This is a genomic window from Pantoea sp. AS-PWVM4, assembly GCF_000468095.1.
GTDB lineage: Bacteria > Pseudomonadota > Gammaproteobacteria > Enterobacterales > Enterobacteriaceae > Pantoea > Pantoea phytobeneficialis.
In genome coordinates this window covers 1-14,141 of sequence record NZ_ASZC01000022.1, presented here as the reverse complement: position 1 = coordinate 14,141, position 14,141 = coordinate 1, and the positions used below count along the sequence as shown (strand labels likewise).

At 53.5% G+C, this 14,141-nt stretch carries 17 protein-coding genes and 1 other RNA gene; 10 read left to right on the top strand and 8 right to left on the bottom strand.

The features are described 5' to 3' along the window. Positions 1–9 precede the first annotated feature (9 nt). Complete coding sequence (locus L579_RS19225; protein WP_021185833.1) at positions 10–1,044, bottom strand: PLP-dependent cysteine synthase family protein; 1,035 nt, start codon at positions 1,042–1,044, stop codon at positions 10–12. Between the two features lie 115 nt (positions 1,045–1,159). On the opposite strand from L579_RS19225, the gene L579_RS19220 reads away from it, so the two are divergent. The 5 genes from L579_RS19220 (at position 1,160) to amtB (ending at position 7,100) form a co-directional block, all read left to right on the top strand. After that, entirely contained in the window at positions 1,160–1,621 is a 462-nt protein-coding gene (locus L579_RS19220; protein ID WP_021185832.1) for an Lrp/AsnC family transcriptional regulator, read from the top strand. A 23-nt stretch (positions 1,622–1,644) separates the two neighbouring features. Then, complete coding sequence (locus tag L579_RS19215; protein ID WP_021185831.1) at positions 1,645–3,414, top strand: SmdA family multidrug ABC transporter permease/ATP-binding protein; 1,770 nt, start codon at positions 1,645–1,647, stop codon at positions 3,412–3,414. Beyond that, positions 3,407–5,182: a SmdB family multidrug efflux ABC transporter permease/ATP-binding protein gene (locus tag L579_RS19210; RefSeq protein WP_021185830.1), complete on the top strand. Its 1,776-nt coding sequence runs from the start codon at positions 3,407–3,409 to the stop codon at positions 5,180–5,182. The genes L579_RS19215 and L579_RS19210 overlap by 8 nt, the downstream gene beginning before the upstream one ends. Before the next feature lie 258 nt (positions 5,183–5,440). Further along, positions 5,441–5,779, top strand: a complete 339-nt coding sequence (gene glnK / locus L579_RS19205) for a P-II family nitrogen regulator (RefSeq protein ID WP_007886947.1) — start codon at positions 5,441–5,443, stop codon at positions 5,777–5,779. A gap of 31 nt (positions 5,780–5,810) precedes the next feature. Further along, complete coding sequence (gene amtB / locus L579_RS19200) at positions 5,811–7,100, top strand: ammonium transporter AmtB (RefSeq protein ID WP_013508147.1); 1,290 nt, start codon at positions 5,811–5,813, stop codon at positions 7,098–7,100. A 72-nt stretch (positions 7,101–7,172) separates the two neighbouring features. Here the strand turns inward: amtB and tesB are convergent, their stop codons facing one another. Next, a complete protein-coding gene (gene tesB, locus L579_RS19195) occupies positions 7,173–8,036 on the bottom strand; it encodes an acyl-CoA thioesterase II (RefSeq protein ID WP_021185829.1) in 864 nt (287 codons plus the stop codon). A 206-nt stretch (positions 8,037–8,242) separates the two neighbouring features. Here tesB and L579_RS19190 point away from each other — a divergent pair, with 206 nt between their 5' ends. Further along, complete coding sequence (locus L579_RS19190) at positions 8,243–8,800, top strand: YbaY family lipoprotein (protein WP_021185828.1); 558 nt, start codon at positions 8,243–8,245, stop codon at positions 8,798–8,800. 53 nt (positions 8,801–8,853) lie between these two features. Here L579_RS19190 and L579_RS19185 read toward each other — a convergent pair whose 3' ends face one another. Beyond that, the gene (locus L579_RS19185) at positions 8,854–9,168 is read right to left on the bottom strand and encodes an MGMT family protein (RefSeq protein WP_013508150.1); all 315 of its coding nucleotides are present in this window, start codon (positions 9,166–9,168) and stop codon (positions 8,854–8,856) included. A 168-nt stretch (positions 9,169–9,336) separates the two neighbouring features. Between L579_RS19185 and ffs the strand changes: the two genes are divergently transcribed. Then, an RNA gene (gene ffs, locus L579_RS23430) (signal recognition particle sRNA small type) lies at positions 9,337–9,433 on the top strand. 133 nt (positions 9,434–9,566) lie between these two features. Here ffs and L579_RS19180 read toward each other — a convergent pair. From L579_RS19180 to L579_RS19170, 3 genes are all read right to left on the bottom strand, one after another. Continuing rightward, entirely contained in the window at positions 9,567–9,785 is a 219-nt protein-coding gene (locus tag L579_RS19180; RefSeq protein ID WP_013508151.1) for an HHA domain-containing protein, read from the bottom strand. 24 nt (positions 9,786–9,809) lie between these two features. Next, positions 9,810–10,187, bottom strand: a complete 378-nt coding sequence (gene tomB, locus L579_RS19175; protein WP_021185827.1) for an Hha toxicity modulator TomB — start codon at positions 10,185–10,187, stop codon at positions 9,810–9,812. Between the two features lie 146 nt (positions 10,188–10,333). Further along, positions 10,334–10,687, bottom strand: a complete 354-nt coding sequence (locus tag L579_RS19170) for a hypothetical protein (protein WP_036627521.1) — start codon at positions 10,685–10,687, stop codon at positions 10,334–10,336. Positions 10,688–11,038: 351 nt separating this feature from the next. Here L579_RS19170 and L579_RS19165 point away from each other — a divergent pair, with 351 nt between their 5' ends. The 3 genes from L579_RS19165 to L579_RS19155 are packed head-to-tail and all read left to right on the top strand — an operon-like array spanning position 11,039 to position 13,432. Continuing rightward, entirely contained in the window at positions 11,039–11,695 is a 657-nt protein-coding gene (locus L579_RS19165; RefSeq protein ID WP_021185824.1) for a metal ABC transporter ATP-binding protein, read from the top strand. After that, the gene (locus tag L579_RS19160; RefSeq protein ID WP_021185823.1) at positions 11,692–12,531 is read left to right on the top strand and encodes a metal ABC transporter permease; all 840 of its coding nucleotides are present in this window, start codon (positions 11,692–11,694) and stop codon (positions 12,529–12,531) included. Before L579_RS19165 ends, L579_RS19160 begins: the two co-directional genes overlap by 4 nt. Before the next feature lie 22 nt (positions 12,532–12,553). After that, on the top strand, positions 12,554–13,432 hold the full coding sequence (locus tag L579_RS19155; RefSeq protein ID WP_021185822.1) for a metal ABC transporter substrate-binding protein: 879 nt from the start codon (positions 12,554–12,556) through the stop codon (positions 13,430–13,432). 45 nt (positions 13,433–13,477) lie between these two features. Here the strand turns inward: L579_RS19155 and ykgO are convergent, their stop codons facing one another. Beyond that, the gene (gene ykgO, locus L579_RS19150) at positions 13,478–13,621 is read right to left on the bottom strand and encodes a type B 50S ribosomal protein L36 (RefSeq protein WP_013508157.1); all 144 of its coding nucleotides are present in this window, start codon (positions 13,619–13,621) and stop codon (positions 13,478–13,480) included. Between the two features lie 11 nt (positions 13,622–13,632). Beyond that, positions 13,633–13,893 (bottom strand): type B 50S ribosomal protein L31, encoded by a 261-nt coding sequence (locus L579_RS19145; protein ID WP_021185821.1) that lies wholly within the window; start codon positions 13,891–13,893, stop codon positions 13,633–13,635. Positions 13,894–14,141 lie beyond the last annotated feature (248 nt).

The following is a 14,141-nucleotide window of genomic DNA, read 5'->3' as shown; positions in this document are numbered from 1 at the left end:
TCCGGTTTTTTATTGCATCTCTCGCTGCCACGGCTGGATATCGCCAATCTGCTGCGCGACCCATTCCGCGTTGTAATAGGTATCCGGATAGCGTTCGCCGCTGTCGCACAGTATCGTTACCAGCGAACCTTGTTCACCCCGTTCACGCATACGTTTCGCCACCTGCAACATACCCCAGAAATTGGTGCCAGTGGAGGCTCCCGGACGACGGCCGAGAATCTGTTCCAGCTTTAGCATGGCAGCAACGGTTGCGGCATCCGGCACCTTGATCATCTCGTCAATCACATCGGGTAAAAACGACGGTTCAACGCGTGGACGGCCAATGCCTTCAATCATGCTGCCGCGATCGCTACTCAGTCCGCGCTCGCGGCTGTGCCAGAAATCAAAAAACACCGAGTGCTCAGGGTCGACCACCAGCAGTCGGGTGTCATAGCCCTGATAACGGATATAACGCCCGAGGGTGGCGGAGGTTCCGCCCGTACCCGCACTCATAATCAGGGTATGTGGCACCGGGCAAGGTTCATGCGCCATCTGGCGAAAGATGCTCTCGGCGATGTTGTTATTGCCGCGCCAGTCAGTGGCACGCTCAGCATAGGTAAACTGATCCATAAAATGGCCGTTCAACTCACGCGCCAGTCGTTCCGATTCGCTATACAACTGGCAGGGATCGGTCACGAAATGACACTCCCCACCATAAAAGCGGATCAACTCGATTTTACGTTTAGCCGTGCTGGCGGGCATCACGGCAATAAATGGCAGCCCCAGCAAACGCGCAAAATAGGCTTCTGAAACCGCAGTGCTGCCGGAAGAGGCTTCAATAATTGGTGTTCCCTGGCGGATCCAACCATTGGCCAGGCCGTACAAAAACAGCGAACGCGCCAGACGATGTTTCAGGCTACCACTCGGATGGGTGCTTTCATCTTTCAGGTAAAAACCAATGCCGGGAAAATCATCCAGGTTAAAGCGAATCAGATGGGTGTCGGCAGAGCGCTGAAAATCAGCGTTAATTTCGTTAATAGCGTGACGAATCCAGGGCGTTTGCATGCTAAGTTTCCGCAAAATTTAATCGCCACAGTGTAAGGCACTGGCAGGAAAAAGAGGTTGCTTTAATCAGTGTATAATGGCTCGATGAGAGAAAAATTTTCTCCCGGAGAGGCAAATGCTAGATAAAACTGACCGTAAACTGCTGGCGCTATTACAGCAGGATTGCACCTTGTCACTCCAGACGCTGGCAGATGCGGTCAATCTCACCACCACCCCGTGCTGGAAACGCCTGAAAAAACTGGAAGATGATGGCATTATTCGTGCGCGCGTGGCGCTGTTAGACGGCGATAAAATCGGTCTGGCGCTGACCGCGTTCATGTTTGTCAAAACCCAGCAGCATAGCAGCGACTGGTATCAGCAATTTGTCAGCGTGGTCCAGCAGATGCCGGAGGTAATGGCGTTCTATCGTATGGCCGGCGAATATGACTATCTGCTGCGTATTCAGGTGGCAGATATGAAAAGTTACGATGGTTTTTATAAGCGGCTGGTGAATGGCGTACCGGGTCTGATTGACGTGACCTCCAGTTTCGCGATGGAAGAAATTAAATACACAACCGCATTGCCGGTAGCACCCTGACGGGTAAAGAAAGAGACAGTCTTGTGCGATTATTCAGCCAGTTAAGTTGGTATTTTCTGCGCGAGTGGCGGCGATATCTGGGCGCGGTCACTCTGCTCATCATCATTGCGCTTCTGCAATTGCTGCCGCCACATTTGGTGGGCGTAATTGTTGATGGCGTCACCCAACATACCTTAAGCACCGGACGACTGATGATGTGGATCGGCGTGATGCTGGTCACTGCGGTGGTGGTTTATCTGCTGCGTTATGTCTGGCGCGTGCTGCTGTTCGGAGCCTCTTACCAACTGGCGGTGAAATTACGTGAAGATTTTTACCGTCAATTGAGCCGCCAGCATCCGGCATTTTACCTGCGTCATCGCACCGGTGATCTGATCGCCCGCGCCACCAACGATGTTGACCGCGTGGTCTTCGCCGCCGGGGAAGGGGTGCTGACGCTGGTGGATTCACTGGTGATGGGTTGTGTGGTGCTGGTGGTGATGAGCGTACAAATCAGCTGGCAGTTGACGTTACTGGCGCTGGTGCCGATGCCGATTATGGCTCTGATTATCCATCGCTACGGCAATCAGTTGCATGATCGTTTCAAACTGGCACAGGCGGCGTTCTCCAGCCTGAATGATCAAACTCAGGAAAGCCTGACCAGCATTCGCATGATCAAAGCCTTTGGTCTGGAAGATCATCAGTCGCAGCAGTTTGCGGCCATCGCGCGTGATACTGGCGAGAAAAACCTGCGAGTGGCAAGGGTAGATGCGCGTTTTGATCCCACCATCTATATCGCGATTGGTTTCTCCAATTTGCTGGCGATTGGTGGCGGGAGCTGGATGGTGTGGCATGGCAGCCTGACGTTAGGGCAGCTCACCAGCTTTGTAATGTACCTCGGCCTGATGATTTGGCCGATGCTGGCACTGGCGTGGATGTTCAATATCGTTGAGCGTGGCAGCGCGGCCTGGAGCCGTATCCGTGCGTTGCTGGCGGAAGCTCCGGCAGTGGAAGACGGCCAACAAATGCTGCCGCCGGAAGCCGGGAATTTGCAGGTGGCGATCCGCGAGTTTCGCTATCCGGCGAGTGCCGGTGTGGCGCTCAGCCATGTCAATTTTCAGCTCAAACCTGGCCAAATGCTGGGCTTATGTGGCCCCACTGGCTGTGGTAAAAGCACGCTGTTAAGTTTGCTTCAGCGCCATTTCGACCTTGAACAAGGCGATATTCGCTATCACAACACCCCGCTGTCGCAGTTGCGCATTGATAGCTGGCGCAGCCGCCTGGCGGTGGTGAGCCAGACGCCGTTCCTGTTTTCCGATACCGTCGCCAATAACCTTGCGTTAGGTCGACCCAATGCCAGCCAGCAGGAGATTGAGCAGGTGGCGAAGATGGCCTGCGTTCATGAGGATATCCTGCGGCTGCCGCAGGGCTATGAAACCGAGGTGGGTGAACGTGGCGTGATGCTCTCAGGCGGTCAGAAGCAGCGCATCGCTATTGCGCGTGCGCTGTTGCTGAATGCCGAGATCCTGATTCTGGATGATGCATTATCTGCGGTGGATGGACGCACCGAGCACGATATTCTGCACAACCTGCGGCAATGGGGTCGGGGCCGTACGCTGATTATCAGTGCGCATCGTCTGTCGGCGCTGACCGAAGCCAGCGAGATTCTGGTATTGCAGCAGGGTCAGGTGATGCAGCGTGGTGACCACGACGATCTGGTGGCAGAAAGCGGTTGGTATCGTGATATGTACCGTTATCAGCAACTGGAAGCGGCGCTGGACGAGGATGAGATCAGCGAAGGAGCGAGTCGTGGCTAAATCTGTGCGTCTGTGGCCAACCTTGAAACGTTTACTGGCCTACGGCAAACCGTGGCGTAAATCGTTATGGCTGGCCGTGGGCATGTTATGGCTGGCGGCGGCGGCCGAAGTCACCGGGCCGGTGTTAGTCAGTTATTTTATTGATCATCTGGTGGCGCAACACCAGATGCCGTGGGGCATTGTCGCTGGGTTGGTGGTCGGATTTATTCTGCTGCAATTGCTGGCAGCGGGCCTGCACTATTTTCAGTCGTTGCTGTTCAACCGCGCGGCGATCGGTGTGGTGCAAAAATTACGTTCTGATGTGATGAATGCCGCGCTACGTCAGCCGTTAAGCGCCTTCGATACCCAACCGGTCGGGCAAATCATCTCACGCGTGACCAACGATACCGAGGTGATCCGCGATCTGTATGTCACGGTGGTGGCAACGGTGTTGCGCAGTGCCGCGTTGATCGGCGCGATGCTGGTGGCCATGTTTGCGCTCGACTGGCGTATGGCGCTGGTGGCGATTGTAATTTTCCCGCTGGTATTGACGGTGATGTTGATTTATCAGCGCTACAGCACACCGATAGCGCGCCGGGTGCGTAGCTATCTGGCCGATATCAATAACGGCTTCAATGAAGTGATTAACGGCATGAGTGTCATCCAGCAGTTCCGCCAGCAGGCGCGCTTTGGTGAGCGCATGGGGGAGGCCAGCCGTTCGCACTATCTGGCGCGAATGGAGACGCTACGACTGGATGGCTTCTTGCTGCGTCCATTGCTGAGTTTATTCTCTGCACTAATTTTGTGCGGCCTGCTGATGCTGTTCAGCTTTGCTAACCCAGGCGTGTTTGAGGTGGGCGTTCTGTATGCCTTTATCACTTACCTCGGGCGTCTGAATGAGCCGTTGATTGAACTCACTACCCAACAATCGATGCTGCAACAGGCGGTGGTGTCGGGTGAGCGCATCTTTGAGTTGATGGATGCGACTCAGCAGGATTACGGCACGGATAACCGGCCACTGGCCTCCGGGCGTATTTCCCTGCGTGATGTCAGCTTCGCCTATCGCGCCGATCGTGACGTGTTAAGCCAGATCGATCTGGACGTGCCGCCCCGTGGCTTTATTGCGTTGGTTGGCCATACCGGCAGTGGAAAAAGTACGCTGGCAAACCTGCTGATGGGGTACTACCCGGTGACGCGCGGCAGTATCGAACTGGACGGTCGTCCATTGCCACAACTGACGCATCAGGCGTTACGTCAGGGGGTAGCGATGGTGCAACAGGACCCGGTGGTGCTGGCAGATACCTTGCTCGCCAATGTCCGTCTTGGGCGCGATATCACGGAGCAGGCGGTGTGGCAGGCGCTGGAGACGGTGCAGCTTGCCGATCTGGTGCGCGCTATGCCGGAGGGTATTCACACCCGGTTGGGCGAGCAGGGCAATAACCTGTCGGTCGGTCAGAAACAGTTGTTAGCGCTGGCGCGGGTGCTGGTATCGCTGCCGCAAATTTTGATCCTTGATGAAGCCACCGCCAATATCGATTCCGGCACTGAGCAGGCGATTCAGCACGCCCTGCGTGCCTTGCGTCAGCACAGCACGCTGGTGGTGATCGCGCATCGCCTCTCCACTATTACTGAGGCAGACCAGATTCTGGTCCTGCATCGCGGTCAGGTCGCTGAACGCGGTACGCATACCCTGTTACTGGCGCAACAGGGGCGTTACTGGCAAATGTATCAGCTGCAACAGGCGGGCGATGAACTCGCGGCGGGCATTCCCTTAACGACTGAAGGGTGACTTGCACCTTTTTTGCGCACCTTTATCGGATTATTCTGTAGAAATGCACTTCTTTGAGGCTGTAAGCACCAAAGAGGTGCAAACAATCCACTCCTTTCTTCCTTTCCTGCTGGTATTTGTGTTGTTCATCACAGAACGAAGCGCGCTGTAGCGCGGCTAATCTGCTGACTCTGCGGTTTTTTTATTTATGGCACACCCTTTGCTTATATCCCTGCGTGTCCGGTAAGACTCACTCATTAAATACCTGGAGGGGATCGTATGAAGCTGGTTACCGTGGTAATCAAACCATTTAAGCTGGAGGACGTGCGTGAAGCCTTATCCTCTATTGGCATTCAGGGACTGACAGTTACCGAAGTGAAGGGTTTCGGTCGCCAGAAAGGTCACGCAGAGCTTTATCGCGGTGCCGAGTACAGCGTGAACTTCCTGCCAAAAGTAAAAATTGATATCGCCATTGCTGATGATCAACTGGACGAAGTCGTGGATGTGATCAGCAAAGCCGCTTACACCGGCAAGATTGGCGACGGCAAAATTTTCGTTGCGGAACTGCAACGCGTTATCCGTATTCGTACTGGCGAGACCGACGAAGCAGCACTGTAACTAGGCCTTGATTGTGATGGGATGGAAAGAAATGAATAAAATGATGACGAAGTTAGGCCTGACCAGCCTGGCGCTGTTACCGTCTCTGGCCATGGCGGCAGCTCCTGCCGTTGCGGATAAAGCCGATAACGCGTTTATGATGATCTGCACCGCGTTGGTGTTGTTCATGTCGATTCCGGGCATCGCCCTGTTTTACGGCGGTCTGATCCGCGGTAAAAACGTATTGTCCATGCTGACTCAGGTAGCGGTAACCTTCTCTCTGGTTTGTGTGCTGTGGATGATTTACGGTTACTCGCTGGCTTTCAGCGAAGGCAATGCCTTCTTCGGTAGCTTCCAGTGGGCGATGTTGAAAAATATCGAGCTGAAAGCGCTGATGGGCACCTTCTATCAATATATCCACGTTGCGTTCCAGGCTTCCTTCGCCTGTATCACCGTGGGCCTGATTGTGGGTTCCATTGCGGAACGTATTCGTTTCTCTGCGGTGCTGATTTTCGTTGCGGTATGGCTGACTCTGGCTTATCTGCCGATTGCACACATGGTCTGGGCTGGCGGTCTGCTGGCATCTGATGGCGCGCTGGACTTCGCGGGCGGTACCGTTGTTCACATCAACGCTGCGGTTGCTGGTCTGGTCGGTGCTTATCTGGTGGGCAAACGTGCTGGCTTCGGTAAAGAAGCATTTAAACCGCACAACCTGCCAATGGTGTTCACGGGTACTGCAATCCTGTATGTGGGCTGGTTCGGCTTCAACGCGGGTTCTGCTTCTGCTGCCAACGAAATCGCTGCCCTGGCATTCCTGAACACCGTCATTGCGACGGCGGGTGCGGTACTGTCCTGGACCTTCGGTGAGTGGGCACTGCGTGGTAAGCCTTCTCTGCTGGGTGCCTCTTCAGGCTTCATCGCAGGTCTGGTTGCTATCACTCCGGCGTGTGGTTATGTCGGTGTTGGCGGCGCGCTGATTATCGGTCTGGTCGGTGGTTTGGCTGGCCTGTGGGGTGTCACCACCCTGAAGAAATGGCTGCGTGTTGATGACCCGTGTGATGTGTTCGGTGTGCACGGCGTGTGCGGCATCGTGGGTTGTATCCTGACTGGCGTGTTCGCTTCCTCTTCACTGGGTGGCGTAGGTTATGCTGAAGGCGTAACTATGGGCCATCAGGTGTGGATCCAGCTGTTCAGCGTGGGTGTCACCATCGTCTGGTCTGGTGTGGTTGCCTTCATTGGCTTCAAACTGGCCGATATGATTGTTGGCCTGCGTGTTCCGGAAGATCAGGAACGTGAAGGTCTGGATGTTAACAGCCACGGCGAAAACGCTTACAACCAGTAAGAGCCGGGCTGAAAAAGAGAGCAGTGCGCTAAAATAATAAAAAGCAGAAGGGGCGAGTCATCGCCCCTTTTTTTATTCGCTGCGTTGGCGCATCACCCCTTCCTGCACCGTGGTTGCCACCAGCGTGCCATCCTGAGTAAAAAACTCCCCGCGTACAAACCCGCGTGCACCTGATGCTGAGGTGCTGACTACGCTATACAGCAGCCATTCTGACAGGTCGAACGGGCGGTGGAACCACATTGAGTGGTCGATAGTCGCGACCTGCATGTCGGGCTCAAGGAAGCCTTTGCCGTGCGGCTGAAGCGCTACAGGCAGGAAGTTGAGGTCTGATGCATAGCCAAGCAGATATTGGTGAATTCGGCGATCCTGCGGCAGTTGGCCGTTAGCACGCACCCACACCTGACGTACCGGCTCATCAACACGGCCTTTCAGCGGGTTGTGAATCTGCACCGGACGAATATCGAGTGGACGTTCAGAGAGGAATTTTTCCCGTAATTTAATCGGCAGATGCGCTGCCAGCTTATGCGCCAGATCCTGTTCCGATGGCAAATTATCCGGGGCGGGGACCTGTGGCATGCTGTTCTGATGCTCAAATCCGCTTTCCGGTGCCTGGAACGAGGCCGTCATGTAGAAGATCGGTTGTCCATTTTGCACAGCGCTGACGCGGCGCGCGCTAAAGCTTTTGCCATCCCGTAGAGTTTCCACATCATAGATAATGGCTTTCTGGCTATCGCCCGGACGCAGGAAGTAACTATGGAATGAGTGAATGATACGTGCTTCCGGCACTGTCTGTTTCGCTGCATAAAGCGCCTGGCCAACCACCTGACCACCAAACACCTGACGCAGGCCGAGGTCTTCGCTTTGACCGCGAAATAATCCCTCTTCCAGTTTTTCCAGATTCAACAAATTAAGCAGGTTGTGCAGTGCCTGGCTCATAACGGATTCCTCAGTGATACCGGTCGGGCAAGTTTGAAAGATCCGACCAGTTGTCGTCAATCTTTTTGCCGTGGTTTCAGCAATCTAAGACCCGTCTTAAGCGCATTGCGGATTTTTGTGCCAGAATTAAGGGCATTCGGCGGTGGAATAGCTGCACATTATTTTTTCCCGCCGACAATCATAGTGTTCATAAGGAGACGACATCAATGAAACTCTGGCAAATCATTAGCGGTATGACATTGGCTGTGGCGGTCGCAGGGTGCGCGGATCACAGCAAACCGGTGGCAACGCCAACGTTGGGTGCAACGGTTGCCGGACAGCAAACGACCATTGCGCAGCCGAATGTAAGTGGCTCCATTTATATTCGCCAGCGTATTGCGTTACCGCCGGATGCGGTGCTGACGGTGACTCTGTCAGATGCCTCACAGTCCGATGCGCCATCCCGCGTGCTGGCGCAGCATGTGGTGCGTACCGAGGGTAAACAGGCACCGTTCCAGTTTGTGCTGCCCTTTAACCCGGCAGATATCCAGCCGAACGCACGCATTCTGTTGAGTGCAGCAATAGCCATTGATGGCAGACTGGCGTTTATCACTGATACGGTGAAACCGGTGATCAATCAGGGCGGAACCAAGGTCGAATTGTTGCTGGTGCCTACCACCAATATGGCGATGCCAACGCAGCCTGGTGCGGCAACGACCGTGCCGTCTACCTCTCCAACGCAGGTGACACCATCGTCTTCAGTGCCTGCGGCGACCAGTATGTAAACGGATATCGTCCCGGCGCGATTTATCGCACCGGGACGAATGTGTACCGGGTATCAATCCTGATCCCAACGATATCGCGCCAGTTCGATTTCTCCCGCATCACTCACCTCGATCCCTTCAGCTTCCAGCGCATCGCGCTGACGAAACAAATCATCACCCTGTAGCGAAATACGCCCGTGACGATTCAGGACACGATGCCAGGGTAACTGGCTGCCGGGCGGGAGACGTTTCAGCACGCCACCCACCTGACGTGCCGCACGCGGGGATCCAGCCAGACGGGCGACATCACCATAGGTCATCACTTTACCGGGGGGAATGGCGGCAACAATCTGCCACACGCGCTGCGGAAAGCTATCGTGTTCACTCATTGGGGCGTCCTGAATAACCGCAAAGGGCAGACTTTAACATGAACCAGGGCAGGTATAATCGCCTGTCTGTTCAAGAAAACAACGGTCATCCGGCGTTTGCTTGCAATTGCCGGGGGCTTACCTGATAATGCCAGCGCTCTCGTAATGAGGGCTAGTCAATGGGGGCCCTGTTGGTTCTCCCGCAATGCTAACTTGTGAACTCGGTCAGGTCCGGAAGGAAGCAGCCGCAGCAGGCGACGCGTGTGCCGGGATGTAGCTGGCAGGGCCTCCACCATTTCTGCCTCGAAAAAATCCCCTTAAATTCAATCAATAGCGTGCTGCTGGCACTCCTTTGCCAGTGAAAGGTCAATCCCTGAAAATCGGTTGATGCAACAGGCTGGGCAAGAGAGGGGAAAAACTTAGCGGACGAACTTCCAGACAGATCCGGGCACTTTATCGTAGAGCTTATTCATCGTCAGCTCTGCAAGGCGGTGATCGGCAGCCGAGTAAAATACCGCTAACTCGTCATCGGACAATTCATACTTGTTTTTTTCAATCACCCGCTCAAGGGTATCGATTGAGCGACAGCGGCGCAGTCGCATCAAATAATCGGTTTTGGTTAAGGCTTGATTGCTCATAAATAAATCGTTCTCACTCTGATGCTAAAAGGAATGGCTGGGTTGCTGTAGAAAAGCGCACTCTTCGGCAAACAGGTTAAATAAGCGTCGTGCTGAACGTTGCCAACGTTGAAGATCCTGAGTATTGATTCCGTAACTGCTAAACAACATAAAGGTATCGTCAAGATATTCATCGATTTGCGTTATCAGTGCTTCATCTTCAACATGCTTAATTTTGTAATTCATCGTGAAAGACGCGATATGCTCAATCAAATCGTTGAGCTGTAAATTGCTTTCAGAAGTAGGATCATTAACCCAGCCATGATGACTGTCAGTTAATGTTGCCATACTTTCGTCAAACAGGTTCTCACACAGAAATTTAAGCTGGGCAATATCATGCCGTTTCGGTGAGTATTCGTCCATCTTTTTCCCCTCCATAGCTAGCACGGTTACCGCAGCGCGGCGAGATTTGGAAAAGTGGCCAGGAAGCGATCACGAATAAAATGAATTCAGCGACTCCTCAAATATAATCCAGATTCATTAGTTTTGCTCACCTCCATTACCAAATATTACAATTCATCGGCGGGTGAAGGGCGTGTATTGTCTATCACTTCGAACACCAGTGCGCCCGGCTGGATATGAAACAGAACATCTTCCTGACGTGTAAAGGTTTCATTTAAATCCTGACAGGGACTAAATAAATTCCACTGGAAATCGTAAAGCATTTTAAATCGATTATTAGCGATAATCTTGATGGAAATAATGCGAAAACTCTCGGGAACTAATCGCGCATTTTGTGAATACCATTGTAAATCACCCGCCAGCGCTGAGGCTATTTTGAGAATATGCCCTTGAATTAATGCCTGCAACTTTGTGCAGTTATCCTCACCGACCGCAATATCACAATGAATAATGGCCTGCATCGTTAACCCGGTATAAAGGCTGTTGTTTCTATCATTGGGGTTTCTGACAAACATTGCAAGCTCACCTTAAGCATAAATAGCTATTGTTGTGATGAATTGCATTACGGGAGGTCATGAAAAGGAGGCGAATTCGAAAGGTGAGGGAGGATGCAGGATAGCGCTGGTTAACTTTTGAAACACTTTCCCCCTGACTAACCGACAGAAGAGTCTGATAGTGTATTGTTATGTTATAACATCCTGGTTGTGCTGTATGAATCATAGTGGATTACTGTTGTCGCTAGGCGGGCGCTTGCTGGTCGCGCTGCTGTTGGTTGCCCTGTTGGGATTGGCTATTGTGTGGGGCATGCAAAAATGATGCGTTTTCACCACTTGCAGGCTGGTTATCAAGGGCAAAGGGTTACGCCAACGATCAACGGTGAGTTGGTAGCAGGCAGTATGACGGCGTTGATTGGCGCCAATGGCAGCGGAAAATCGACGCTGTTGAAAACCATCGCCGGTTTACTGACGCCGATTTCAGGGCGTTGTGAGCTGAAGGTTTCCCGTAAAGAGCTGGGTTGGCTGCCACAGCGTACCGAGTTGGAAACGCGCTTCCCTGTCACGGCCTATGAGTTGGTCGCGATGGGGTGCTGGCCGCGTTGTGGTTGGTTTGGCGCGATTAACCGCGCGCTACGCAAAGAGATTGATGCGGCGCTTGATGCGGTGCAGATGCGTGATTTCGCGGATGCACAGCCTGCCACCTTGTCAGGAGGTCAGTTACAGCGCGTGTTATTCGCACGCCTGATGCTGCAACGCAGCAAGTTGTGGCTGCTGGATGAACCCTTTAATGGTATCGACAGCCAGACCGTGACCTTATTGATGTCAATCCTGCAACAGCAGCAACAGGCAGGCACCACCTTGTTGGTGGTATTGCATGACCGTCCTTTGGTAGAACGTTATTTTCAGGATGTGTTGTCGTTGGATGCAGTTGAATCCGCCCGCGTCTCTCTGTTGCAGAAGGTGGCATCGTGACCTTACTGCAACCTTTCATCGAATTCGGTTTTATGCGCCGTGCTCTGGTGGCCTGCGTGGCGCTGGCGCTGAGTGCCACACCACTGGGTGTGTTTCTCTCATTACGACGCATGAGCCTGATTGGCGATGCACTTTCTCACGCGGTACTGCCCGGCGCGGCGATTGGCTATCTCATCTCTGGTTTGTCGCTGGTGGCAATGGGGATTGGTGGCTTGATTGCCGGTCTGGCCGTTGCGCTTCTCTCCGGTGCTGTCAGCCGATATACCCCGCTTAAAGAAGATGCCAGCTTTGCCGGTTTTTATCTGGGTTCGTTGGCACTGGGGGTCACCCTGGTGTCACTACGCGGTTCCAGCGTTGACCTGCTGCATGTGCTGTTTGGCTCGCTACTGGCGGTGGATAACGCAGCAATTGTGCTGGTCGGCGGTATTGCTGCCTTCACGTTACTGATGCTGGCGATCATTTATCGTCCGCTGGTGATAGACGCCTTCGACCCCGATTTTCTGCGCGCACAGGGCAAATGGAGTGCCCCTCTGGTGCACGGCATTTTTCTCACTCTGGTGGTCCTCAATCTGGTGGCCGGTTTTCAGGTGCTGGGCACTTTGATGTCGGTGGGATTGATGATGTTGCCCGCCGCCAGCGCCCGTTTCTGGAGTCGCCATCTCGCCTGCATGCTCGGCGTTGCCATGTTGCTGGCAGTGATCGCTGCGCTGATCGGGCTGATGTTGTCGTGGCATTACTCACTGCCTGCGGGGCCGGCGGTGGTGCTGAGTGCCGCCGGACTTTTTTTGCTTTCTGTTTTGACAGGACCATGTGGCGGTTTACTGCGCCGCCGATAACGAAACCAATAAGGGGATATGTATGAAGAAGTTACCAATTAGCCTGGCGTTGGGTGCCATGTTGATCAGCCCGCTGGCGCTGGCAAAAACGGTGGATGCGGTAGCGAGTTTTACCGTGCTGGCGGATATCGTGAAACAAGTTGGTGGCGATCACGTTAAAGTTAAATCGCTGGTGGGGCCAAATGGCGATCCTCACACTTTTGAACCCACTCCGCAGGATAGCCAGGCACTGGCGCAGGCGGATGTGGTGTTCGTCAGCGGTCTGGGGCTGGAAGGCTGGATGGATCGACTGGTGAGCGCATCAGGTTACAAAGGCACGCTGGTGGTGGCCTCAACCGGCATCAATACCCGTGAAATGGTGGATGATGGTAAAACCATTACCGATCCGCACGCGTGGAACAGCATGGCGAATGGCGTGATTTATGCCACTAACGTTATGAACGCGTTAATCAAGGCCGATCCGGAAGATGCCGCCGCCATTCGTAAACAGGGCGAAAACTATATCCAGCAATTACAGAAACTCGATAGCTGGGCAAAAACATCCTTTGCCGCTGTACCGCAGAATAAACGCAAAGTGCTGACCAGCCATGATGCGTTTGGTTATTTTGGCCAGCGCTATGGCGTGGAATTCCTCGCCCCGGTCGGTTTCTCAACGGAAGCGGAAGCCAGCGCCAGCGATGTCGCCTCGATCATCAAACAGCTTAAGGCTGAGCACATCAATACCTACTTTATGGAGAATCAGACCGATCCGCGTCTGGTGAAGCAGATTGCCAGCGCAACCGGCGCCAAACCGGGTGGCGAACTGTATCCGGAAGCGTTGTCGGAAGCCAATGGTCCGGCCGCCAGCTATGAAGCAGCATTCAAGCACAACGTGAATGCCATGCTGAAAAGTATGCAGTAATAAAAAAGGCCGGGTATTAACCCGGCCAATTATCACGACACCATCCTAACGTTTTTTCTTCTTTCTTCCCTGTACCGCTTTAAAGCGCGGATTGGTTTTACAGATCACATAGATACGACCTTTACGACGCACGACTTTGCAATCTTTGTGACGGGTCTTCGCTGAACGCAATGAACTCAATACCTGCATGTGGTGCTCCGTTATGCCTTACCGCGACCGAGGAAACGACCAAAACGCTGGTTGAAGCGTGCCGCGCTGCCTTCTTTGGCAAAATCTTTCTGTTTGCCGGTGTAGTACACATGCGATTTTGAAGAGACATCGAGTGTGACATAGGGCAGCACTTCGCCTTCAAATTCGATAGTACGTTCAGTTTTGATGGTGGAGCCGACTTTAAAATATTCATTCGCCGTAGTGTCGTGGAACACCACCGGGCGGTAGTGGGGATGGATATCAGGTTTCATAATTTCTCGCCTTATGTAATGTTATAATATAACAATAGTATGAACCTGAGCGTCCCACAATGCAACTCGTAGCGTCACGATTTATCGCCCCACCCACGATGCCGCACCTGCCCCGTAGCGTCACGATTTATCGCTCCACCCACGATGCCGTACCAGCCCCCTAGCGTCACGATTTATCGCCCCACCCACGATGCCGCACCAGCCCCGTAGCGTCACGATTTATCGCCCCACCCACGATGCCGCACCTG